Source organism: Paenisporosarcina macmurdoensis, assembly GCF_042658845.1.
Taxonomy (GTDB): Bacteria; Bacillota; Bacilli; order Bacillales_A; family Planococcaceae; genus Paenisporosarcina; species Paenisporosarcina macmurdoensis.
This window is the reverse complement of sequence record NZ_JBHSRI010000003.1, coordinates 85,366-107,306: the sequence shown is the minus strand read 5'-3', so window position 1 is coordinate 107,306 and position 21,941 is coordinate 85,366. Positions and strand designations below refer to the sequence as shown.

Annotated in this window: 20 protein-coding genes; 8 read left to right on the top strand and 12 right to left on the bottom strand. The window is 37.8% G+C overall.

The window, feature by feature from the left end:
- Nucleotides 1-3: 3 nt before the first annotated feature.
- The gene (locus ACFPYN_RS04455) at nucleotides 4-1,212 is read left to right on the top strand and encodes an amino acid ABC transporter permease (RefSeq protein ID WP_377732775.1); all 1,209 of its coding nucleotides are present in this window, start codon (nucleotides 4-6) and stop codon (nucleotides 1,210-1,212) included.
- Nucleotides 1,213-1,245: 33 nt separating this feature from the next.
- A complete protein-coding gene (locus ACFPYN_RS04450) occupies nucleotides 1,246-2,016 on the top strand; it encodes an amino acid ABC transporter ATP-binding protein (protein ID WP_377732773.1) in 771 nt (256 codons plus the stop codon).
- A gap of 138 nt (nucleotides 2,017-2,154) precedes the next feature.
- Here the strand turns inward: ACFPYN_RS04450 and sda are convergent, their stop codons facing one another.
- Nucleotides 2,155-2,277 (bottom strand): sporulation histidine kinase inhibitor Sda, encoded by a 123-nt coding sequence (gene sda / locus ACFPYN_RS04445; RefSeq protein WP_377732771.1) that lies wholly within the window; start codon nucleotides 2,275-2,277, stop codon nucleotides 2,155-2,157.
- Between the two features lie 431 nt (nucleotides 2,278-2,708).
- Entirely contained in the window at nucleotides 2,709-3,818 is a 1,110-nt protein-coding gene (locus ACFPYN_RS04440) for a mandelate racemase/muconate lactonizing enzyme family protein (protein ID WP_377732769.1), read from the bottom strand.
- A 91-nt stretch (nucleotides 3,819-3,909) separates the two neighbouring features.
- On the opposite strand from ACFPYN_RS04440, the gene ACFPYN_RS04435 reads away from it, so the two are divergent.
- Entirely contained in the window at nucleotides 3,910-5,178 is a 1,269-nt protein-coding gene (locus ACFPYN_RS04435; RefSeq protein ID WP_377732767.1) for a transcriptional regulator, read from the top strand.
- A 39-nt stretch (nucleotides 5,179-5,217) separates the two neighbouring features.
- On the opposite strand, the gene nhaC is transcribed toward ACFPYN_RS04435, so the two are convergent.
- The 9 genes from nhaC to ACFPYN_RS04390 all read right to left on the bottom strand — a co-directional run bounded on the left by nhaC (nucleotide 5,218) and on the right by ACFPYN_RS04390 (nucleotide 15,318).
- Nucleotides 5,218-6,639: a Na+/H+ antiporter NhaC gene (nhaC, locus tag ACFPYN_RS04430; protein WP_377732765.1), complete on the bottom strand. Its 1,422-nt coding sequence runs from the start codon at nucleotides 6,637-6,639 to the stop codon at nucleotides 5,218-5,220.
- Between the two features lie 479 nt (nucleotides 6,640-7,118).
- The gene (locus tag ACFPYN_RS04425; RefSeq protein ID WP_377732763.1) at nucleotides 7,119-7,565 is read right to left on the bottom strand and encodes a GDYXXLXY domain-containing protein; all 447 of its coding nucleotides are present in this window, start codon (nucleotides 7,563-7,565) and stop codon (nucleotides 7,119-7,121) included.
- Nucleotides 7,562-8,731 carry a DUF2157 domain-containing protein gene (locus ACFPYN_RS04420; RefSeq protein WP_377732761.1) on the bottom strand — a complete coding sequence of 390 codons (1,170 nt, stop codon included), beginning with the start codon at nucleotides 8,729-8,731 and terminating at the stop codon, nucleotides 7,562-7,564. Before ACFPYN_RS04420 ends, ACFPYN_RS04425 begins: the two co-directional genes overlap by 4 nt.
- A 168-nt stretch (nucleotides 8,732-8,899) precedes the next feature.
- Nucleotides 8,900-10,024, bottom strand: a complete 1,125-nt coding sequence (locus ACFPYN_RS04415) for an alpha-hydroxy-acid oxidizing protein (protein ID WP_377732759.1) — start codon at nucleotides 10,022-10,024, stop codon at nucleotides 8,900-8,902.
- 633 nt (nucleotides 10,025-10,657) lie between these two features.
- Nucleotides 10,658-11,368, bottom strand: coding sequence for an ABC transporter ATP-binding protein (locus ACFPYN_RS04410; protein WP_377732758.1), 711 nt, complete (start codon nucleotides 11,366-11,368; stop codon nucleotides 10,658-10,660).
- Nucleotides 11,361-12,134 carry an ABC transporter ATP-binding protein gene (locus ACFPYN_RS04405; RefSeq protein WP_377732756.1) on the bottom strand — a complete coding sequence of 258 codons (774 nt, stop codon included), beginning with the start codon at nucleotides 12,132-12,134 and terminating at the stop codon, nucleotides 11,361-11,363. The genes ACFPYN_RS04410 and ACFPYN_RS04405 overlap by 8 nt, the downstream gene beginning before the upstream one ends.
- Nucleotides 12,106-13,086: a branched-chain amino acid ABC transporter permease gene (locus ACFPYN_RS04400; RefSeq protein WP_377732754.1), complete on the bottom strand. Its 981-nt coding sequence runs from the start codon at nucleotides 13,084-13,086 to the stop codon at nucleotides 12,106-12,108. The genes ACFPYN_RS04405 and ACFPYN_RS04400 overlap by 29 nt, the downstream gene beginning before the upstream one ends.
- A 4-nt stretch (nucleotides 13,087-13,090) precedes the next feature.
- A complete protein-coding gene (locus ACFPYN_RS04395) occupies nucleotides 13,091-13,975 on the bottom strand; it encodes a branched-chain amino acid ABC transporter permease (protein WP_377732752.1) in 885 nt (294 codons plus the stop codon).
- 188 nt (nucleotides 13,976-14,163) lie between these two features.
- Nucleotides 14,164-15,318, bottom strand: a complete 1,155-nt coding sequence (locus ACFPYN_RS04390) for an ABC transporter substrate-binding protein (RefSeq protein WP_377732750.1) — start codon at nucleotides 15,316-15,318, stop codon at nucleotides 14,164-14,166.
- Between the two features lie 337 nt (nucleotides 15,319-15,655).
- Here ACFPYN_RS04390 and ACFPYN_RS04385 point away from each other — a divergent pair, with 337 nt between their 5' ends.
- Nucleotides 15,656-16,585 carry a dipeptidase gene (locus tag ACFPYN_RS04385; protein ID WP_377732891.1) on the top strand — a complete coding sequence of 310 codons (930 nt, stop codon included), beginning with the start codon at nucleotides 15,656-15,658 and terminating at the stop codon, nucleotides 16,583-16,585.
- On the opposite strand, the gene ACFPYN_RS04380 is transcribed toward ACFPYN_RS04385, so the two are convergent.
- Nucleotides 16,570-16,851 (bottom strand): DUF3899 domain-containing protein, encoded by a 282-nt coding sequence (locus ACFPYN_RS04380; protein WP_377732890.1) that lies wholly within the window; start codon nucleotides 16,849-16,851, stop codon nucleotides 16,570-16,572. The two genes, ACFPYN_RS04385 and ACFPYN_RS04380, sit on opposite strands and share 16 nt — an antisense overlap.
- A gap of 231 nt (nucleotides 16,852-17,082) precedes the next feature.
- On the opposite strand from ACFPYN_RS04380, the gene ACFPYN_RS04375 reads away from it, so the two are divergent.
- The 4 genes from ACFPYN_RS04375 (at nucleotide 17,083) to ACFPYN_RS04360 (ending at nucleotide 21,831) form a co-directional block, all read left to right on the top strand.
- Nucleotides 17,083-18,714, top strand: a complete 1,632-nt coding sequence (locus ACFPYN_RS04375; RefSeq protein ID WP_377732748.1) for a peptide ABC transporter substrate-binding protein — start codon at nucleotides 17,083-17,085, stop codon at nucleotides 18,712-18,714.
- A 96-nt stretch (nucleotides 18,715-18,810) separates the two neighbouring features.
- Nucleotides 18,811-19,743 carry an ABC transporter permease gene (locus ACFPYN_RS04370; protein ID WP_377732747.1) on the top strand — a complete coding sequence of 311 codons (933 nt, stop codon included), beginning with the start codon at nucleotides 18,811-18,813 and terminating at the stop codon, nucleotides 19,741-19,743.
- Nucleotides 19,740-20,798, top strand: coding sequence for an oligopeptide ABC transporter permease (gene opp3C, locus ACFPYN_RS04365; RefSeq protein WP_377732745.1), 1,059 nt, complete (start codon nucleotides 19,740-19,742; stop codon nucleotides 20,796-20,798). Before ACFPYN_RS04370 ends, opp3C begins: the two co-directional genes overlap by 4 nt.
- 13 nt (nucleotides 20,799-20,811) lie before the next feature.
- On the top strand, nucleotides 20,812-21,831 hold the full coding sequence (locus tag ACFPYN_RS04360) for an ABC transporter ATP-binding protein (protein ID WP_377732743.1): 1,020 nt from the start codon (nucleotides 20,812-20,814) through the stop codon (nucleotides 21,829-21,831).
- The last annotated feature ends 110 nt before the right edge of the window (nucleotides 21,832-21,941 follow it).

Below are 21,941 nucleotides of genomic sequence, written 5' to 3'. Positions count from 1 at the left end.
AAAGTGAATAATGATGAATTAAAAACAACGCAGTCTCAAGCGCACCAGATGGTTCCACCTAAACCAATAAAAGATATATCTAGTTGGTTCAAGAAGAACTTATTTAGTAGTTGGAAAAACACACTCCTAACGATTATATTTGGGTCCATCAGTTATTTGATTTTGAAAAGTTCGATTGTATGGGTTTTCTTCAGTGCTGATTGGCATGTTATTTCAGCTAATTTCAGATTGCTAGTAGTCGGTCAATACCCAGTAGCAGAATTGTGGAGGCTGTGGATTTGTTTAACTCTTGTTTCTTTACTCATGGGACTGTCCTGGGGATTATGGAAAGGGACTGTCGGTCATTTAACAATAGCGATGTGTGGAATATACACCACCTTGGGTTGTTTACCCTTTGTCCTAATAGAAACTCGCTTATGGTTGTTCGTTAATATTGTTGTGATTATTACTGCATATGTAATAGGGAAGAAACGTCTTAATTTAAAGAAGCCCACACTCTTCGTATGGTTTCTGATGTTTCCAGTGATTATTTTTTTATTAAGTGGATTTGGCGTATTCAATCATGTGGGCACGAATTTGTGGGGTGGATTTTTATTAACATTAATAATAGCTATAGTAGCGATTGTTTTTTCCTTCCCTCTAGGGGTATTACTTGCGCTTGGTAGAAGGAGTAAGTTACCTATTGTTCGCTGGTTTAGTATTGGCTATATTGAATTGATTCGTGGAGTTCCATTGATCACTATATTATTTGTAGCTCAATTGATGTTGCCTTTGTTTATGGGTAATGGAATAGATATTAATAATGTCGTCAGAGCTATGGTTGGATTTACTCTATTTACAGCAGCTTATCTAGCAGAGAACATACGTGGAGGATTGCAGTCGATTCCTCGTGGTCAATTTGAAGCGGCAGAGTCACTTGGACTAAATACAGCATTCAAAATGACGTTTATTATCTTACCTCAAGCTTTACGAGCAGTCATCCCTGCAATCGTGGGACTGTTTATCGGAATATTTAAAGATACTTCTCTTGTTGCGGTCGTGGGCTTAACCGATATTCTTGGTATTGGGAAGAACATTATATCCAATCCTGAATTTTTAGGAACACAAATGGAAGTATTTATATTCGTTGCTCTCGTCTTTCTTATCTTTTGCAATATGATGTCCTATGCGAGCCGAAGATTAGAGGTAGCGCTTGGTGTCGGCAAGCGATAAAAGATGTAGTTTAATTTTAAGGAGGACCATATTATGTTTGAAAACTTTAATGCTGATATCGCACTGGAACGAAGAAAAGATATAGTCGTTTGTAATAATGTGAATAAATGGTTTGGCAATTTGCATGTATTAAAAGATGTTTCGTTACAGGTGAAGCAGGGAGAAGTCGTGGTTATATTAGGTCCTTCTGGATCAGGGAAATCTACATTCATTCGAACCGTTAACGGATTAGAAGAAATTCAAAAAGGGGAAATCACCGTTGATGGTATTCCTTTATCCAATGATATTTCTGATATCGAAGCCATCCGTAAAGAAACAGGAATGGTCTTTCAATCATTCAATTTATTCCCTCATATGACCATTCTGAAAAATATTACACTAGCCCCTATTTGGGTTCGTAAATGGCCCAAAGCCAAAGCAGAGAAAATCGCTTTAGAACTGTTAGAACGTGTCGGAATTCCAGAACAAGCTCATAAATATCCGGGGCAGCTTTCTGGAGGACAACAGCAGCGAGTAGCCATTGCTAGAGCTCTAGCCATGCAACCTAAAATCATGTTATTCGATGAACCAACTTCAGCATTAGATCCTGAAATGATTAAAGAAGTGTTAGATGTGATTAAAACGTTAGCTGGATCTGGCATAACCATGCTAGTTGTTACGCACGAAATGAACTTTGCACGTGAAGTAGCCGATCGAATTGTTCTCTTTGATTTTGGAGAAATCATAGAAATTGGAACGCCAAGTGAATTATTTGATAATCCACAACATGAACGAACAAAACTCTTCTTATCCCAAATTTTATGAAATGGGTTTAGATTATTATATGAGAATCATAACGAGGCATAAAAAAAGAGATCCTGTAGCTATACTAGCTGCTGGATCTCTTGATGATAAATCATATATGAAAAGCTCCTGGGCAATTGCGCTAAGTAAAATCTATTGTTAAACGGAAAGAGAACGTCGGCGAATTTCATTTTCTAACAGACATATAAAATCCGGACAAAGTTTCAAGTCTTTTGCTTTAACATAAGACTCCATCAACAATTGAGTTGATAGTTTACTCATACGTAATTCACCTCCGATTTCGTGAAGTTTCAGTTCTAATCCCTACCAACTAGGAATATATTGGTAGGTACTCTTGCTGTAATCTAAATCTATCAGATTGTTTCTTCGAGAACAACCGTTCGGTTATCCACAGCTTCCTGTGGACTAATTGTGATTAACTTGTGGATACAATGAGCGATTGTATGTGGACAGGTAGGTATAATGTTAATAAACTTATCCACAGAGGCGAAAAAATGAAAAATTTGTCGAAACATTTTTTCGGGAAATGGTTATATAGTCTTATCCTATTGCGAAAAAACTATGACAATATAATATAGCTTAGAAAGATCGTGCAAGAAATAACAAACACCTATGATAATAGCCCTTAACTAAAGGCGCTTTTATCATAGGTGTTTTTTTAGATTTTGGACTTATTAAATGGACTTTCCTAACTAGCGGACAATATCCTGATAAATGGTTAATTCACGTAATGTTTCTTCATTTATTTCTACACCTAATCCTGGATTGTCAGATAAACGAATATAGGGGACTTCAAATGCTAAATTGCCAATATCCTTTGAGAACTTTAATGGACCTGTTAGTTCAACCGTCGTTATATTCTTTTTTGAAAAAGCAACATGATATCCGGCTGCTGAGCCAATAGACGATTCGACCATTGAGCCAATTTGACAATCTAATCCAGCAAGTTCGGCTTGATGAGCCAGTTTTAGGGCAGGATATATGCCACCGCACTTCATCAATTTAATATTCACTTTGTCGGCAGCTCGTTTTTGGATGATTTCGATCATTTCACGAGTTCCTTTTAAGCCTTCGTCAATCATTAAAGGAATCAAAGATTTTGATTTTATTTCTACCATACCATCAATGTCATCTGCCATGACTGGCTGTTCGATCCAATCTAAATTGCAATTTTGCAATTGGTTTAATGCTACGAGGGTTGTGGCACTGTTTTTCCACCCTTGATTTACATCAACACGAATGGCAATATCTTCGCCCACTCGTGCTCGAACAGCTTGAATTCGCTTGACATCTTGCTTGGCATTCGTGCCAACTTTCATTTTAAAGGATTGGTAACCCTTAGCTACATGGGCAGCAGCTTCATTGGCCATTACTTCAGGGTCGGCAATACTCAGCACATGAGTGATAGGGAACTGCTCATGGTAACGACCACCTAGGAGTTGATAGACGGGTTGCTGAATTTTTTTTCCGATTATGTCAAAACATGCGATATCAATAGCTGCTTTTGCAGTAGGAGCCGTATAAATGGTCTTTTTCATTAGCTCATGGAGTCTTTCGATTTCCAATGGATTGTGTCCCAAAACGGCAGGAGCCAATGTGTTTTTTATAGTTTGATAGGTGCCTTCCCATGTTTCGCCTGTCACGTGTTCGTCTGCAACTGCTTCACCATAGCCAGTAATACCTTCATCAGTTTCAATTTTCACAATGATGGAAGGCATAAAGGTATATGTATGATAACTAATAACAAAAGGCTCGTGAAGAGGTAAATGAATGGCGTATAAGTGAATAGCTGTAATTTTCATATGATAAACATCCTTTCGATTTACAAATAGTCTGAAAGTTTGATATATTTGTCGTTAAATAGACGTTAATAAATAGTCGGGGGATACAGGAATGGTCATTAAAATAGCTGTAATTGGTTCAGCTGATTTTTTAAAACGGATACAGTCGCTTTCAACGCAAATTTCGGATATTCAAATAGATGAATATGTATATCAAGAACCCCAAGACGCTACTCAACTTGTCAAAACAATCAATCCGTGTGATATTATTTTTTTCTCAGGAGCATTACCTTACTATTTTTCTAGAGAGTGGAGAGAGCAGTTGACCATTCCTACACATTATTTAGCTCAAGATGAAATGTCCGTAACATCAACTTTACTTGCTGTTAGTTATCATAAAAAAGTTTTGTTAACACGGATATCAATTGATTTAATGGATGCTACGTTTGTAACGAATGTACTAGCAGATATAGATTGTGAAGATCAAGTAGTACATGTTATGGACTATCAAGACATGGTAGAAAGTCACTTTGACTTAAATCGAATTATTACCTATCATCAAACTCTTTGGAATCAAGGAATAATCGATTTAGCTATAACTAGCGTGCATGCAGTCTATGATCAATTACAACAACTTGGGGTACCAGTAATGCGTATGATTAATCCTAGTGATACGTTAATTAGAGGATTGCATGATTCTAAAACTAAAGCTCAATTAGTTCAACGTCAGTCCGCTAAAGTAGCAGTTGGCTATATCTATATAAATGGCACACATGAATTGAAAAAGGAAAAGATTGCTGCAATTGCGCATCATATTGATGCAACGGTTCAACAAATGAAACCAAATTTATACGCTCTCTATAGCACACAGGGAAATATTGAAAATTTAATAAATAATAATATGTTACGTGACTTTTTTAATAAAGACCAGAAACATGTGAAACTTGGTCTTGGTTATGGAGAAACGATTTTTGAGGCTGGTCAAAATGCTGAAATTGCTTTGCGCTTTGCAAAAAAAGAGGGAGAAGCGAGTTGTGCTTATATCCTTACTGAAGGCAAAGAATTAAACGGCCCTTATCCGCAAGAATATAAACAACAACGATTGGCAATTGACCAACCCGAGTTTCTGAAAATGGCAAAACAAACAACATTAAGTCCAGCGAATCTTTCGAAAATCATTCAATTTGGTAAAACTAAAAACGCACGCCATTTTACAGCTGTGGACCTAGCCAATTACTTACAAGTGACAAGACGTTCCACTGAGCGAATTCTTAAGAAATTAGCAGACCAAGGATTTGTTCTTGTTGTGGGTGAAGAAATGACCTATCAACAAGGAAGACCCAGGGCAATCTATAAACTAAATATATTAATTTATAATTAAGAAGGAAAGTTCTGTTTCATAAGAACTTTCCTTTTATCTTTAAGTATTTAAAGTCATGTCTTCTTCTTTTTTCAAAGTTAATATTTCGGCTTCAGTTAATTTTGTAATCGTAAATCCAGTAAAGGCATAAATAATTGAAAGTACAGGAACAACAAAGTTTAATACGGCATAGGGGGCGTAATCAAATGCATGAACTCCTAGTGTACCGAAGATAAACACACCACATGTATTCCAAGGTATAAAAACAGAAGTTAGTGTGCCACCATCTTCTAAAGCTCTAGACAGATTTTTAGAGTGGAGTCCTTGGTCACGATATGCTTTTGAATACATTCGAGCTGGTATAACAATTGAAATGTATTGTTCTGAACACGTTGCATTTGTCGCAAAACACGATACAACTGTTGATGCAACTAAACTTTTTGATGTTTTTGCTAGTTTTAATATTTGTTTTACGATGGCCTGTAGCATTCCGGTGTACTCAAGTATCCCACCGAATGTCATCGCTACAATGGTCATTGATACTGTATACATCATTGAATCCAAACCACCACGGTTAAATAGATTATCGACCATTTCATTGCCTGTATCAATAACAAATCCACTTTGTAGAGCTGCTACTGCATCAGCAGTTGCGCCACCTTGGATAAGAATTTGAGATAAGAAACCAAGCACGATGCCAACAACTAATGCTGGAATTGCGGGAACTTTTTTGGCAACTAGGATAATAACGAGTAAAGGAACAATCAATAAAAAAGGTGAGATTACAAAGCTATCCTTTAATACACTAATTGTTTGATCAATATTAGCAGAATCTATATCGCCTTTTCCAAAGTTTCTTCCCAATACAAAATAGACGACTAATGCGATGATAAGTCCAGGTATGGTCGTGAATAACATATGTTTAATATGTACAAATAAATCTGTATTTGTAAGTCCTGCTGCTAGGTTTGTAGTGTCTGAAAGCGGTGACATTTTATCTCCAAAATAAGAGCCTGAGATAATTGCTCCGGCAATCATTGGAGCAGGGATACCCATACTTAATCCAATACCCATTCCTGCGACCCCGATAGTACCCATAGTTGACCATGAACTACCAATTGCTAAAGATACAATTGCACAAATCAAAGTAATGGAAACTAGAAATAAGGAAGGAGTAATGATATTTAATCCATAATAAACCATAGTGGCAACAATTCCTCCACCAATCCATGCCCCAATAGTTAAACCAACTAAAATAATGATTATGACAGCTGGTAAAGCAAGTCGAATTCCTTTATACATGGCTTCTTCGATTTCTTTCCACTTATATCCACTACGCCATGCAACAAGTGCAGCTGTAATCGTACCAATAATCAGTGGAATATGTGGTCCTTGCTCGAGCACTACAATCGTAAAGGCCATTACTACAATCATTACGACGAGTGGAATAATTGCCCATTTAAAAGAAATTTCTTTTTTCAATTTGAACTCCCCCAAAACATTGATGTTATTGCTTAGCTCACTGACAAGGTATCATTCTTAAGTCCGATTTTTATTTAGACTATTTTTAATTGTCGCTTAATAGACGCTAATAGCGTAATAATAAACTTTCTAGTTCTTTGCGTCAATTTGTTTTTTTATGGAGAAAATTTAAATGATACATTGTATAGTCAGTATTTGTAAGCGATTACAAGAATGGTATATTCAGAGGACAAAAAAGAGGCTACCCCAAAGTCATATTGACTTTTTAGAGCAGTCCTCTTTTCAAGATATAAGATAGTATAAGTTTTTTCAACCTACACCTTTGGACTTAGAGGGCTATGTCTAGCTCCAAGCGCCAGCTCGCAAGTAGTAAGCATCATCAGTTACTATCGAGAGAAATAAAAAAACCAGGTGGAGAAAACCGAATCGTTTTCTCTACCTGCTTCTTTAGGGACGTATTAGACAGCCTCTTTTTTCTATTAATCTTGTTGCACGTCTAAATTCACCGGGCGAATGGTACCCCAAGGAGCAACATCGACTGTAACGACTAAATCACGTGCTTTTTCAAGGCTTGGTCCAGTGCCTTGTTCCACATAATATTGCTCAAGTTGTGGAGCCGTGATGCGGTTATCGTAATACGTTCCATGAATTGATCCAAAGAAGGGAGAAGAATCAACACGGTCGATTAAAGCATAGCCATCATTTCCTTCTTTTAATGTGAAATAGACATCCCCATTTTGCAAGGAGTCAGTAGGCTTTAGGTCAGGATACTGCAACATTACATATTCTCCATAAAACGGATCAAATGGATCGAAGGGTTCTGCTCGTAAGGTAAATTGTTCACCGAACCAAGAAGTAGCGTAAAAACTCATGATAATCAGCGCAACAAACAAACTTTGTAAAACAGGGAATAGGAACGATTTCATGACGCTACACCTGCTTTCTTACGGTTAACATACCAAGCGATTCCTGATAGGACGAAAAGTAGAATCGCACCAAGTAGGAAGAAGAGAGACATGTCGAGTCTTTCCCATGCATAGACGAAATAAAGAACAAATTGAACTGCGATGAAATAGATAAAACCGAAAGTGAGTGGTTTTTCTTGTCGGTTAGATAGGACTAAATATGCTAGGGCTACGACTTCAGCTAATATTGCGAGCCCAATCGCTGTATCATCGAAGAACAACAAACCAACCGCACCTAGAACAGCAATCCAACTAATTGACCGGAAACGTAGATAAGTTAGTACTAAAATAGCTACAGCAACAACCAATAATACGATAGACTCTGTCAGATGAAGTTCAACAAATGAATCTTGCATTTCTCCTCGAACTGCCAAGTAAACGACTAATTGAATGCCTCCAATTACTAAATACAAAGGACCTAATAAACGTTCTTTTTGTGGTACAACTAGAAGTAGAAGAACGAGCGTAAACAGTGTCCAAATTGGCCATAAAATACTTTCGTAATCTACGAGTGTCCATAGCATTAATCCTGATCCAAAAAGCAACAACCAACTGAATATCATGGAGTTATTGGAATGACTAAAATAGAACCAAACAAGAGTAACGGCAATGTAACAGCCCCATTCTAACCAACCCATAGATGGGATAGAAGTCATTAAAACGAATACGCCAGCTATAAAAGCAATCACCGCGTATGGGAACTGACGCCAGTAAAAATAGTGAGCGAGAGCAGCAATGAATATGGCCCATGGTAGTAATGAATTTGATACAGAAAAATGGAAGGACTGAACGGTTACCAGAATACTGGCTCCAAACATGGCGAGTCCTAGGAGACGGAAAATAATCGGACGGCCTACGTTTTTACGTTCTGAAAAATAGCCGAAACCATAGAACATCCACATAAATAATACGAATAATCCTATCTTGAGCAAAGCTGGCATTACCTGCCAATTTGCTGCAATGAAACTAAAAACTGCCAGTGAAAAGAAAATGAGTCCAATAATTAATAGCAATGGAAGTTTAGTGGGTTTAGGTTGTTGTTTTTCAAAAGTTAAGATCTGTTCAACCGCTGATTGATCGATAAAACCTTCATTCTTCCAAACTACCAATTTACGTTCGAGTTCCACGTCTACACCCCCTTCATATTACTTATATTATATTCCTTTATTTCCTGAATAGACAGATAGTAGTCTTATATTTCAATTGGGAAATTAGGTAATTTATCCTATAATATATAAGGGGAATTAAACGCTAAATTTCTTTAATTCTGCATGGAGAAGAACACCCGAAAATGTTTAGTTCTTCTTGCGAATGATGGATTGATCGACTTGTATCATGGATGAGAAACCTGTTAACGCTAATGAAACGTCAATATCATGTATGAAGTCTTTTAACACATGTCGGACTCCTTGTTCACCACCGACTGCTAATCCGTAAACAAAAGGTCTGCCTAATAACACTGCGTTTGCACCTAACGCTTTCGCTTTAATGACATCAGAACCTCTTCTAATCCCACTATCTAGTAAGATAGGAACTTTTCCTTGAATCACCTCTGCAATAGAGGGTAAGGCTTCGAGTGAAGAAATACAGCCATCTAACTGTCTACCCCCATGATTAGAAACAATTACGCCATCTACTCCATAATGTAAAGCTTTACGGGCATCTTCTTCATGGAGAACTCCTTTTAATAAAACAGGAAGGTTGGTATGATTTTTAATTGTTCGCAGATCATCCCACGTTAATGAGGGATTAAATATCACGTCTACTATTTTTCCAATTACATCTGGATCATCACTAGAAGGATTACTTCCTAATCGACTTAGGAAAACTGGGTCATGTAAATAATTTGCTGATCCTTTTCCTAGTTTCAGAGGAGAATATCCATTAGTTAAGTCCCGTTCTCGATTTCCTAAAAGGGCAGTATCCACCGTAATAACAATTGCCGAATAACCAGCTTCCTCTGCTCGCTTGACCATACTTAATGCTAGTTCTACATCCTTAGACCAATACAGCTGAAACCAACGCGGAGTATTGCCAAGATTTGCTGCAACTTCTTCTAAAGAATAAGACGATAATGTACTAGCTATAAATGGTACATCATGATGTGCGGCTGCTCTTGCTGAAGCAAGTTCCCCATCTGGATGAAATATGCTTTGTACACCTACAGGAGCAATGGCAAAAGAAGAAGGGAAGGTTGTTCCTAATATTTGTGTTGACGCATCCCGTTTGCTAACGTCATTCAGAACACGGGGAACAATGTGCCAGTCTTCAAAGGCACTGACATTTGCTCTTAACGTGCTCTCTGCACCAGAACCACTGTTTACATATGTAAAAGGTCCTTTTTCAATCGATTCAGAAGCCATTTGTTCTAATAGTTGAATGGAATGTGGATAGTCGATTTTTAAAATAGAATTTGTCATTGGATTATTCCTTTCGAAAAGCTTTTACTTAGTATAGGTGACTACATACGTTCTATCAACGACATTTACCGAATTTTCATTTAAATGAGAATAGAAAGAAAAACTCCGATTGTTCCCGGAGTTTTTCTCTTGAATATAACTTAGAGTAACTATGTCTAGCTTCAAGCGCCAGCGATTCATTAATATTGTTGATTTCCGTTTCAAGCGGACGCTTTCCGCGGGGCGGGCGGTGAGCCTCCTCGGTCGCTTCGCGATCTGCGGGGTCTCACCTGTCCCGCTGATCCCGCTGGAAAGATATTGGACGAACTGTAATTCGTCCAATATCTTTGCGACGAGTAACCGCAGGAGCAGATGTTTTCACACCGCCTTCCACTACAATCCATGAAGTGAGTAGTAAGCAACAAGAAAATCAATCAATTGCTTATTGATTAGTCACGAATAAATGATTCTAAGTTAAACCAACCTATAATCGTAGTTGCCATCTATATTAGTTGATTGAAGCGCAGGTGGCGACTTCTGCGGAAATAGCAGATGTTTTCTGCCCGCGAAAAGCGTCCACCGTAGCGGAAATCAACAGGTTACTATGGTTACTCTTCCTAAAAGGACCGGGCGCACTTTGCCCGGTTTTTCTTATTAACTAGATTTTTTCCCAAGATAAGCTTCAACAATTCGTGGGTCTTCTAGAAGGTCTTTTGCCTCGCCATTTATTATGATCTTTCCTGTTTCCATTACGTAGCCATAATCGGCCACTTTTAAAGCTTGTTTTGCATTTTGTTCAACCAGAAGGACGGTTGTTCCTGAAGATTTAATTTCTCTAATCATTCTAAAAACATCAGCGACGATTAAAGGTGCCAGTCCCATTGAAGGCTCATCTAGCAATAATAGTTTTGGTTTTGAAAGTAAGGCCCTAGCAATGGCTAACATCTGTTGTTGCCCCCCTGAAAGGGTTCCACCTAGCTGTTCACTACGTTCTTTTAAAATCGGGAACTGTTCCATTACTTGTTCAATGTCTTTTTTAATATCATGATCATTCCGATGGTAGGCACCCATTTCTAGGTTTTCTAAAACGGTCATCGTTGATAAAATTGCTCGACCTTCAGGGACAAGGGCAATTCCTTTTCTTAGTAGTTGATCAGGTCTCATCCCTGTGATATTTTCTCCTAAAAACTCAACAGTGCCTGTTTTAGGTTTTAATAAACCAGCAATCGTTTTCATTGTCGTTGTTTTGCCAGCTCCGTTTGCACCAAGAAGCGTGACAACTTTTCCTTGTTCTACTTCAAGGCTCACGCCTTTTAGCGCTTGTATCTTTCCGTAAAAAGTTTCAATGCCCGTTACTTTAAGCAATTTGATCGTCCTCCTCTGAACCGAGGTATGCTTCAATAACATCTGGGTTGTTCTGAATTTCTTCAGGCGTTCCTTCGGCAAGTTTTTTCCCGAAATTTAATACTGTAATTCGGTCGCAAAGTTTCATTACAAAGGGCATATCATGCTCGATTAATAACACGGTTACACCTCGTTGCTGCACTTTTTTTATTAATTCAAACAAGTTGTCAGTTTCGGTTTCATTCATTCCAGCGGCAGGTTCATCTAGTAAGAGAAGGCTTGGGTTACTAGCTAAAGCTCTTGCAATTTCAAGTCTTCTTTGTTGCCCGTAAGCTAAATTTTCTGCAATAACATCTTCATAGCTAGATAAACCGACTAATTCCAATAGCTCCGTTGCTACTTTTCGTGTGTTTTCTTCTTCAGTTCGTTGAGATTTGGTGCGAAAAACACTGCTTAAAACGCCTGAGGTACTACGGCAATGACCTCCAACTAAGACATTTTCTAAAACCGTCATTTGAGAGAAGAGTCGAATATTTTGGAAGGTACGACAAATCCCTTTATCGGTAATTTTATGTGGTTTTATTCCTGATATCGTTTCACCAAGAAAATTAATTTCCCCAGAAGTCGGAAGAAACATGTTCGTAATCACATTAAACATCGTTGTTTTTCCGGCTCCATTTGGACCAATAAGACCAAATATTTCACCTTTATTAATTTTAAAAGATACATCGGTTAAAGCGGAGATTCCACCAAAGTTTTTAGTTATGTTTTTTAGTTCCAGTACCATGGTCGGTCCCCCTTCTAAACTTGATCATTTTTTTAAGCCATTTCAAGAACGATACATCGATAATACCTTGAGGGCGGAATGCCATCATTAAAATAAGAATAACACCATAAATCATATAGCGATATTCACTAATCACGCGTAATGCTTCTGGCAAAATCGTCATAAATGCGGCTCCGAATATGGCACCCCAAATTACTTCACTACCACCAAACACGGAGAAGATTAGAATTTCTATTGCGCGGTGATAAGCGAAATCGGCTGGACTGATATACGCCATAACATGTGCATATAAAGCCCCTGCAAAGCCTGCTAAAAGCGCTCCTTGAGTAAATGACAAAACTTTATAATAGGTAATGTTAATCCCCATGGATTCTGCAGCTTTCTCATCCATTTTAATCGCTGCGAACGCACGTCCAACACGTGATTTATTTTGTCTAATAAAGAACCATACAAGAAAAATATTAATTACAACTAGAAGGGTAAGGACCATTAGATAGACGACTTGATTATTCCTTAAGCCAAGCATCTCTGGCTCAAATCCCATAGCTGTTACAGTCTTAAAAAGTTCTCTACCGAGATGTGGCACGCCTGATAGCCCTACAGCTCCTTGCGTAACAGATTCCCAGTTAACAAATATTACGCGAATGACTTCACCGAAACCTAGAGTGGCAATGGCTAAGTAAACTCCAGATAATCTGAGAGCAGGAATACCAATTAATATTCCAAATATACCTGCAACTAATGCACCTAGAATCACACCAATGATAATCGGTACTTCAAAATGAATGGTTAACAAGGCGGAGGTGTAAGCCCCGATGCCCATAAAACCTGCATTTCCCAATGATAACTGACCAGAAGAAAGAGTTATGTAAATGCTTATTCCTAAAATGATGTTAATCATGATAAAGGAAGCAATTTGTAAATGATATGGATTTAGTAATTCTGCTAACATGACATCACCTTCCTGCCTCAGAGGTATTTTTACCGAAGAGCCCCTGTGGTCTTACTAGAAGAATAACGATGATTGTAATAAAGGCTACAGCGTCACGGTATCCGGAATCTCCGTAAGCAACAATCATAGTTTCAGCTAACCCAAGAAGTAATCCTCCTGCCATCGCACCTTTGACATTCCCCATACCACCTAAAATGATAATGGCTAATCCCTTAAGTCCCATGGATAATCCCATTTGCGGGTTAACAGAGTTAAATGCCATTCCTACTAAAATACCCGCTATTCCACCGAGTGCAGAAGCAATAATAACCGTTGTCGTTATGGTTCTTTTCGTATTGACACCAAGGAGACTGGCCGTTTCTAAATTTTCAGCAGTTGCGCGAAGGGCCTTACCTGCTTTTGTTTTTGAAAGCCAGTAAGAAAGAATCAACATCAGCGCAATCGAAATGACGAATATTAAAATTTGTACAATGTATATGGTAATTGACCCAATCTGTATTTGGATTTCTGCAAAGGAATTTTGGAAAGGATGGTTCCCTGCACCAAATATATGATGGGACAGATTTTCTAGTAAAATAGATACGCCAATGGTGCTTATTAATGGCGCGAGATGGGAAACGCCTTGCTTTCCACGAAGAGGGCGTAGCGCAATTCGTTCAAGCATGTATCCCAAAATAGCTGTTACGGCAATTGCTGCGATAAACGCAACCCACAATGGCAAACCCAAAACACTGGTAACCAATACACCGATAAAAGCACCAATCATGAAGATTTCACCGTGCGCCATATTAATGATACCAAGTACCCCGAAAACAAGAGTGAATCCAAGGGCAACAATTGCATAAATGCTTCCTAGTGTTATTCCATTAATTAGTTGCTCTAATAACAAGATATATCACCCTTTACCTTTTAAATTTTTAAACTTTGCGTGGTGATAAGAGTCTTAGTGAAAGAGGGAACTCGAAGAAGTTTAAATAAAAGTGAAATGTATAGGTTAAATGGCAAAAGCATTGTGCTTTTGCCATTTAATCTAACTAGACTTCTCGACACCAAAGTAAGACTCAGAACCTACTAGTTTTACTCGAATAATTGGAACTTGCCTTCTTTAATTACAAGTACCGTTGGCTCCATCACTACATCTCCGTCTTTATCAAAGGAGAATTTACCAAGTACTCCATCTAAATCTTTAATTTCTGCAAGTGCATCACGAAGAGCATCGCGATCAGCTTCACCAGCATTTTTTAAGCCTTCTGCCATGATATAAAGTGCATCATAAGCTTGTGCTGCGAATTGGTCTGGTTTAGCACCGTATTCTTCTTCGTATTTCTTAACAAATTCTTGTACTTTAGGTTCGTCTTTGTCACCAAACCAAGGTGTTGCAACAATTAGACCTTCTGCAGCGTCACCAGCAATTTCAATAACTTGAGGCGAGTTAAAGCCATTACCGCCTACGAATGGTACGTCAATTCCCATTTTTCTAGCTTGGTCCATGATAACCGCACCTTCATTGTAAAGAGCTGAAGCTAAAATTAAGTCTGGATTAAGATCCTTAATTTTTGTCAGTTGTGCATTATAGTCCGACTGACCTTTTTGGAAAGTTTCAATTGTTAAAATATCAAGTCCCATGTTTTCAGCTTCTTCTTTCATTGTGTCGAAGCCAGACTTTGTGAATAAATCGTCATTTCCATAAAGGATAGCAACTGTCTTAGCATCTTCTGCGGCAACTGCTTTTTCCAAAGCAGCGGGGATTGCTAATGATTCAGGTAAAGAATTTCGGAATACATATTCTCCGATTTGAGGAATTCCAGCTGCTGTCGTAGAAGTTCCCATAATTGGAATACCGTTTAAGTCAGCTTCCGGAGCAACAACATTCATTTCTGTACTTAATGTTGGTCCTAATAAAGCAACAATATCATCGTCACTCATTAACTTCTGAGCAACTGTTAATGCTTGCTCTTGCTTACCAGCTGAATCTTCAATAACTAGTTCAATTTTAACGTCACCTTTTTCATTAATTTCATCTAAAGCTAAGTTAAAACCATTCGTGATTGCTTCACCATATGCTGCACCAGGTCCAGATAAATACGAAATGACCCCAATTTTTGCTGTTACAGTTCCATCAGCATTTTTTGAATCTCCATCACCCGTAGTATCTGCTCCACTACATGCAGCTAATAAAATTAGCATGAAAACAGAGATTAATAGATATGACTTTTTAGCAATCTTTCTCATTCTTCTACCCCCAAATATTATTAGAATTTTGTAACTAATCTCTATTAAAGGATATTACTTCGTCAAAGTAAAGGTATTTTGCAGAATTATTAGAATTTTAATTATATTAAAAAAGTAATTGGTAAAAAAAGTTAAAGTCGAATTTTGAGTAAATTATAGTATAAAAAAGGGGATAACGAAAAAGCATCGAAATGTATGTATATCAAAAAGTTGTAATAACAGAGGATTATACCGGGTCGAGGTGTCAAGACACTTTATATAGAAGGAATATTAATTAGTAGTAGAAAAAACGTCCATAGACTATGAAAATACAAAAGGTAAGAAAGGAATGGGTATGTTGAAAATTATTGATTTGCACTGTGACGCTTTATTGAGACTCTATCAAACCCAAGGGAAGATCAAATTTAAAGATGCAAAAGAACTGGAAACGAATAAGGAACGATTGATAAAAGGAAAGGTTAAAGTCCAAGCATTTGCGCTTTTTGTTTTCCCAGATGTGAGAGCTGAGCAAAAATTTCAAGTAGCCCTTGATCAAATACATTATTTCTACACGGATGTTCTCGGAAATAATCCAGAGATGAAATTAATAAAAGAGTGGTCAGATATTGAAAACTTACAAGATGAGGAAATTGGTGCACTACTAACTCTTGAAGGAGTCGATGCTATCGGCAATGATTTGAAAAAGCTCTCGATTTTATATCAATTAGGTGTACGTTCAGTGGGGTTAACATGGAATAATGCGAATTTAGCAGCAGATGGAGCAAAGGAAAAGCGTGGTGCTGGTTTAACTGAGTTTGGAGAAGGAATCGTAGCATTTAACAATAAACACAAGTTGTTAACAGACGTTTCCCATTTAAGTGAGAAAGCGTTTTGGGATGTAATGAACATAGCAACATATCCGATTGCTAGTCATTCAAACTCTAAGGCGATCATGAATCACGTCAGAAACTTAACTGACGACCAAGCGAAAGCGATGTTTGAAAAAGATGCAATGGTACATATGGTTTACTGTCCTCAGTTTGTGAAGGATAAGGACAATGTCACAATGAGTAATTTAATTGAACATATTGATCATTTCTGTGCCTTAGGTGGGGAAAAAAACATCGGACTCGGTTCTGATTTTGACGGAATCACAACAAAGATTATTGATTTGGAAGATGCATCGATGCAGCAAAACTTATTAAACGAACTATTAAAAAACAATTACTCGGAAGATCTCGTGAAAGGTTTTGCAAATGAAAACTTTATGCGTCATCTTCCGAAGTAATAAATGGCACTTGAAGCGAGTAAACTAACTGTGCACAACAGGAGGCCAATCTCGAAGAAACTTTTCCTGGATGGAAAACTTTTTCGATACATAACTGAGTGATCTGAGCGTTTTTCACTTTCTCTTATAAGTTGTTCTTTTTTATTAATTCGCCCATAAAAATGTTTGAAACTTTTGATAAATGCGGTGAAGAATTCAGCTTCAATGAGAACCATGATTGCGTAAATGATTAATAGTAAAAGCCCGACTAAAAAAAGAGAATCCATCCATTTACTAAAACTCCAGCTTTGATGTAGCAAAAAAGGGAGGGACAAAGAGACTACTAAAGAAGTGGTAATTAGTATATTTCTAAATTTCATAGGTAAACTTTCCTTTCTTGATATTCTTATACATTACCATAGGGTAAAAATTTTCAGAAAATTTGAATTTTAAATTGCTTTATATGAAAATAACTATTATGATTGTTAAAAATTGAGAGAAATATAGGGGGCAGGAATATGAGGAGAAAGATAAAAAATTCAGCATTAACACTGGGTATGGCAACAGCACTTTTATTATCTGGATGTAACTTTAGTAATTCAACTGAAAAAGTAGACGAAGATAATAAAGTAAATCAAACGCTAAATGTCACGGAGCCAGCCGATATACCTACACTAGATTCTACAAAAGCACATGACGGTATTGCGTTTACAGTTCTAAATAATATTAATGAAGGATTATATCGTCAAGATGAAAATAACTTACCAATAAAAGCATTAGCAACTGAACATGAAGAAAGTGAAGACAAAGTTGTACACACATTCACATTACGAGATGCTAAATGGAGTAACGGTGAGCCAGTTACTGCACAAGATTTCGAATATGCATGGAAACGTGTAATGAAAGATAACAGCCCTTACGCTTTCATGTTCGTAACTGCTGGCATTAAAAATGCTGAAGCCATTTTAAATGCAGAAAAAGATGCTGATGAACTTGGCATAAAAGCAATTGATGAAAAAACGTTGGAAGTAACATTAGAAGCAGCAAATCCATTATTCCAAACGTTGTTAACATTCCCTACATTCTTGCCACAAAATCAAAAATTCGTTGAAGAAAAAGGCGATCAATATGCACTTGAAGCTGACGGTGTTTTATTCAACGGACCTTTCAAACTTGTTGAATGGACACATGAGCAAGGATGGAAATATGAAAAGAACGAAGATTATTGGGATGCAAAAGAAGTTCAGTTGGATAACATCAACGTCTATGTTGTAAAAGACCCTTCAACTGGGACTAACTTATATGAAACTGAGAAAGTAGATCGCGTAGAATTAAGTTCTGCCTTAGTGGATCAATATAAAGATGATGCCAACTTCCAAACTATGCAAGAATCAGGACTTGTGTTCCTACGTTTCAATCATAACCATCCGGTATTAGGGAACAAAGATATTCGTAGAGCAATTAATATGGCAATTGATAAAAAAGGCCTTACGGATGTTATTTTAAAAGACGGTTCTTCTCCTTTAAATGGAGTTGTTCCTGCAGGTTTCTATAACTCTCCAGATAATAAAGATTACCGTGAACTAAATGGTGACTTCAATACAGGTACAGTTGAAGAAGCTCAAGAAGCTTGGACAAAAGGCTTAAAAGAAACGGGTCAAAAAGATGTAACGGTATCTATTAACATTGCCGATTCAGATGATCAAAAGAAAGTAGCTGAATACATTCAAGCACAACTTGAAGACAATCTTCCAGGAATGAAATTGGAAATCAAAGCAGTTCCTTTCGCACAACGTCTAGAAATTGAAAAAGCCATCGAATATGATTTATCACTATCTTCATGGGGACCAGATTACAGTGACCCGATGACTTATCTTGATATGTGGTTAAAAGATGGATCAGCTAACCGTATGGATTACTACAATCCAGAGTTAGATAAATTAGTAGCACAAGCAAGAATAGAATCTGATCTTGCTAAGCGTTATGAAATGTTATTATCTCTTGAAAAAATGTTATTAGAAGAAGATGCAGCAATTGCACCACTTTATCAAGAGGGTGAGTCCATCCTGATTAGAGAAAAAATCAAAGGAGTTCTCGTGCATCCAACGGGCGCAGAGTTTAGTTACAAGTGGGCTTCAATCGAAGAATAAAGTAGTGGTTATACAGCTAAAAGTACGAGGGTGTAGCCGAGTTTCGGCACACCCTCGTTTTGAATTTTACGTATCTTAAAGAATAGGGGTGTTCGTATGAAGCGATACCTAATAAAGCGAATCGGATATATGTTAGTTACTCTTTTTGTCATCGTCTCCATCACTTTTTTCCTTATGCAATTTCTACCAGGTACCCCCTTTACAAATCCAGAAAAATTAACAGAACAACAAATGACGGTTCTCAATGCAAAATACGGACTCGATCAACCTGTTGGAATTCAATACATACGTTACCTTGGGAATTTAGTACAAGGGGACTTGGGGTACTCCTTCCAACATGAAGGCAGAACTGTTTCAAGTATGATAAGCGATCGCATTGGCCCGTCTGCGTTTATTGGACTCCAGGCATTAGTATTTGGTGCAATCATTGGATTAATTCTTGGAATTATATCAGCCCTACGACACAATTCGATTTTTGACTATGGTTCTGTTGCGATAGCCGTTATCGGTATGTCAATTCCTTCTTTCGTATTTGCGGCATTGCTTCAATATTATGTTGGGGTGAAACTAGAGTGGTTGCCCGTAGCTCTGTGGGAAGGGTATTCTAGCACGATTTTACCTTCTTTTGCCTTATCCGTAACTGTGACAGCCACTGTTGCTAGATTTATTCGCAGTGAGATGCTTGAAGTACTCGGGCAAGATTATGTCATAACGGCGAGAGCAAAAGGAATGACTGAAAACCAAGTCATTGTAAAACACGTCATTCGAAATGCGCTTATTCCAGTAGTAACTATGTTAGGACCTCTGGCAGTATCGATTATGACAGGGACGTTAGTTATTGAAAAAATCTTTTCTGTTCCAGGTCTTGGAGAACAGTTTACGCTTTCCATACTAGTTCTCGACTATAGCGTCATTATGGGTATTACGATTTTCTACAGTGCATTATTTATATTTGTGGTCTTCTTAGTCGATATTATTTACGGATTCTTAGATCCCCGTATTACCTATAACGAGGGGGAATCAGCATGAAAAACTTAAACAATAAAGATATAGTATCAAAAGATATTCAAACACAGAATGCCTATATCCCCGAAGAAATTACAGCAGATATGTTTGTAAAGGCGCCACTTGATCCAAAAAAGAGTGAGGAAATTGGAACTCCATCCGTATCTTTCTGGAAAGAAGCATTTCAACGGCTTGCCAAAAATAAAGGGTCGATGATTTCATTAGTGTTGCTAGTATTATTAATCATTTTGGCCATTGTAGGTCCGAGTTTGAACGAGTTTACATATCGAGGTCAAAATATTGAACACTCCAATATGCCCCCTAAAATGCAAGGGTTAGAATGGTTAGGTTTTGACGGCAAAGACGCTAGAGGAATTGATCAGTATGCAGAGAAGGCAGTTAAAACAAACTATTGGTTTGGAACAGATGAGTTTGGTCGAGATTTATGGACGCGAGTTTGGAAAGGTACACAAATTTCTCTTTTCATCGCATTAGTAGCTGCAGTGCTCGATTTAATTATTGGGGTCATTTACGGCGGGATTTCCTCGTTTTATGGTGGACGAGTCGATAATATTATGCAACGAATTATTGAAATACTTGTGGGGATCCCGAATTTAATTGTCATTATCCTCTTTATCCTAATATTAGAACCCGGCGTTAAGTCAATTATTTTAGCGATGATTATTACGGGATGGGTTGGGATGGCCCGGGTTGTTCGAGGACAAGTTCTACAATTGAAAGGTCTAGAGTTTGTGTTGGCTTCAAGGACGCTTGGAGCATCAAATCCACGACTAATTTGGAAGCATATATTGCCAAATGTAATGGGTCCAATCATCGTTACCGTTATGTTTACAATTCCGACAGCAATCTTCTTTGAAGCCTTTTTAAGCTTTATAGGACTAGGTTTACAAGCACCTCTTGCTTCACTTGGGGTGTTAATCGAAGATGGCTATAAGTCGATGCGTTATTTTTCATACAAGTTGATTTACCCAGCAATCATTATTAGTACAATTATGATTTGCTTTAATTTACTGGGAGACGGTTTACGAGATGCACTTGATCCAAAAATGAGAAAATAGGGGAGGGTCCAAGATGAAGAGAAATATACTGAAGGTTGATAACTTATATGTGTCATTCAAGACCCAAACCGGAAAAATTACTGCTGTACGAGGCGTTAATTTTGAGTTGAGTAAAGGTGAAACATTGGCAATTGTAGGTGAATCAGGATCGGGGAAATCCGTTACTGCAAAATCGATTATGCGGTTATTGCCAAAAAATAATACCGAAATTACAAAAGGCGATATTCTGTATGAAGATAGAAGTTTATTAAACATTTCACTTAAAGACATGACGGAAATACGCGGATCTGAGATTTCGATGGTCTTCCAAGATCCGATGACTTCGTTGAACCCAACGATGAAAGTCGGTAAGCAAATCATGGAAGGGTTGCAAAAGCATCAAAACTTATCCAAAGCGCAAGCACGTGCACGGGCTCTGGAAATGTTGAAACTTGTTGGAATCCCAAGTGCTGAAGCTAGATTAGAAGATTACCCACACCATTTTTCAGGAGGCATGCGACAACGTGTGGTCATTGCCATGGCACTTGCGTGTAATCCAAAGGTTTTAATCGCAGATGAACCAACAACAGCACTTGATGTAACCATTCAAGCCCAAATTTTAGATTTAATGAAAAACTTGCAAAAGAAAATGGATACGGCCATTATATTAATCACCCACGATTTAGGGGTAGTTGCAAATATGGCAGATCGTGTAGCGGTTATGTATGCAGGAAAGATTGTGGAACAAGGAACGCTTGATGAAATTTTCTATAATCCACAACATCCATATACGCTAGGGCTATTACAGTCGATGCCTAAGTTAAATGAAGATCGTTCCATTCCTTTACTACCTATACCAGGTTCGCCTCCTGAGTTATCAACACTTGGTGAAGGGTGTGCATTTGCTGCAAGATGCCCACACACGATGAAAGTATGCCATCACTTCACACCTCAAGATACGGTGATCGAGACGCAGCATACTGTGGCATGTTGGTTACAAGATACTAGAACGCCAAAGCAATATCTACCGGAAACCGTAGAAGCGGCAAGGTGAGTGTGAGTTTTAGTAAGCCAAACTTGATCATTAAAAAAAGGCTTTGTTAAACTATTGTTGTTTATAATACATTTGGCTAACCGCACGTTGTGCATGAGCTAACAAGGTAA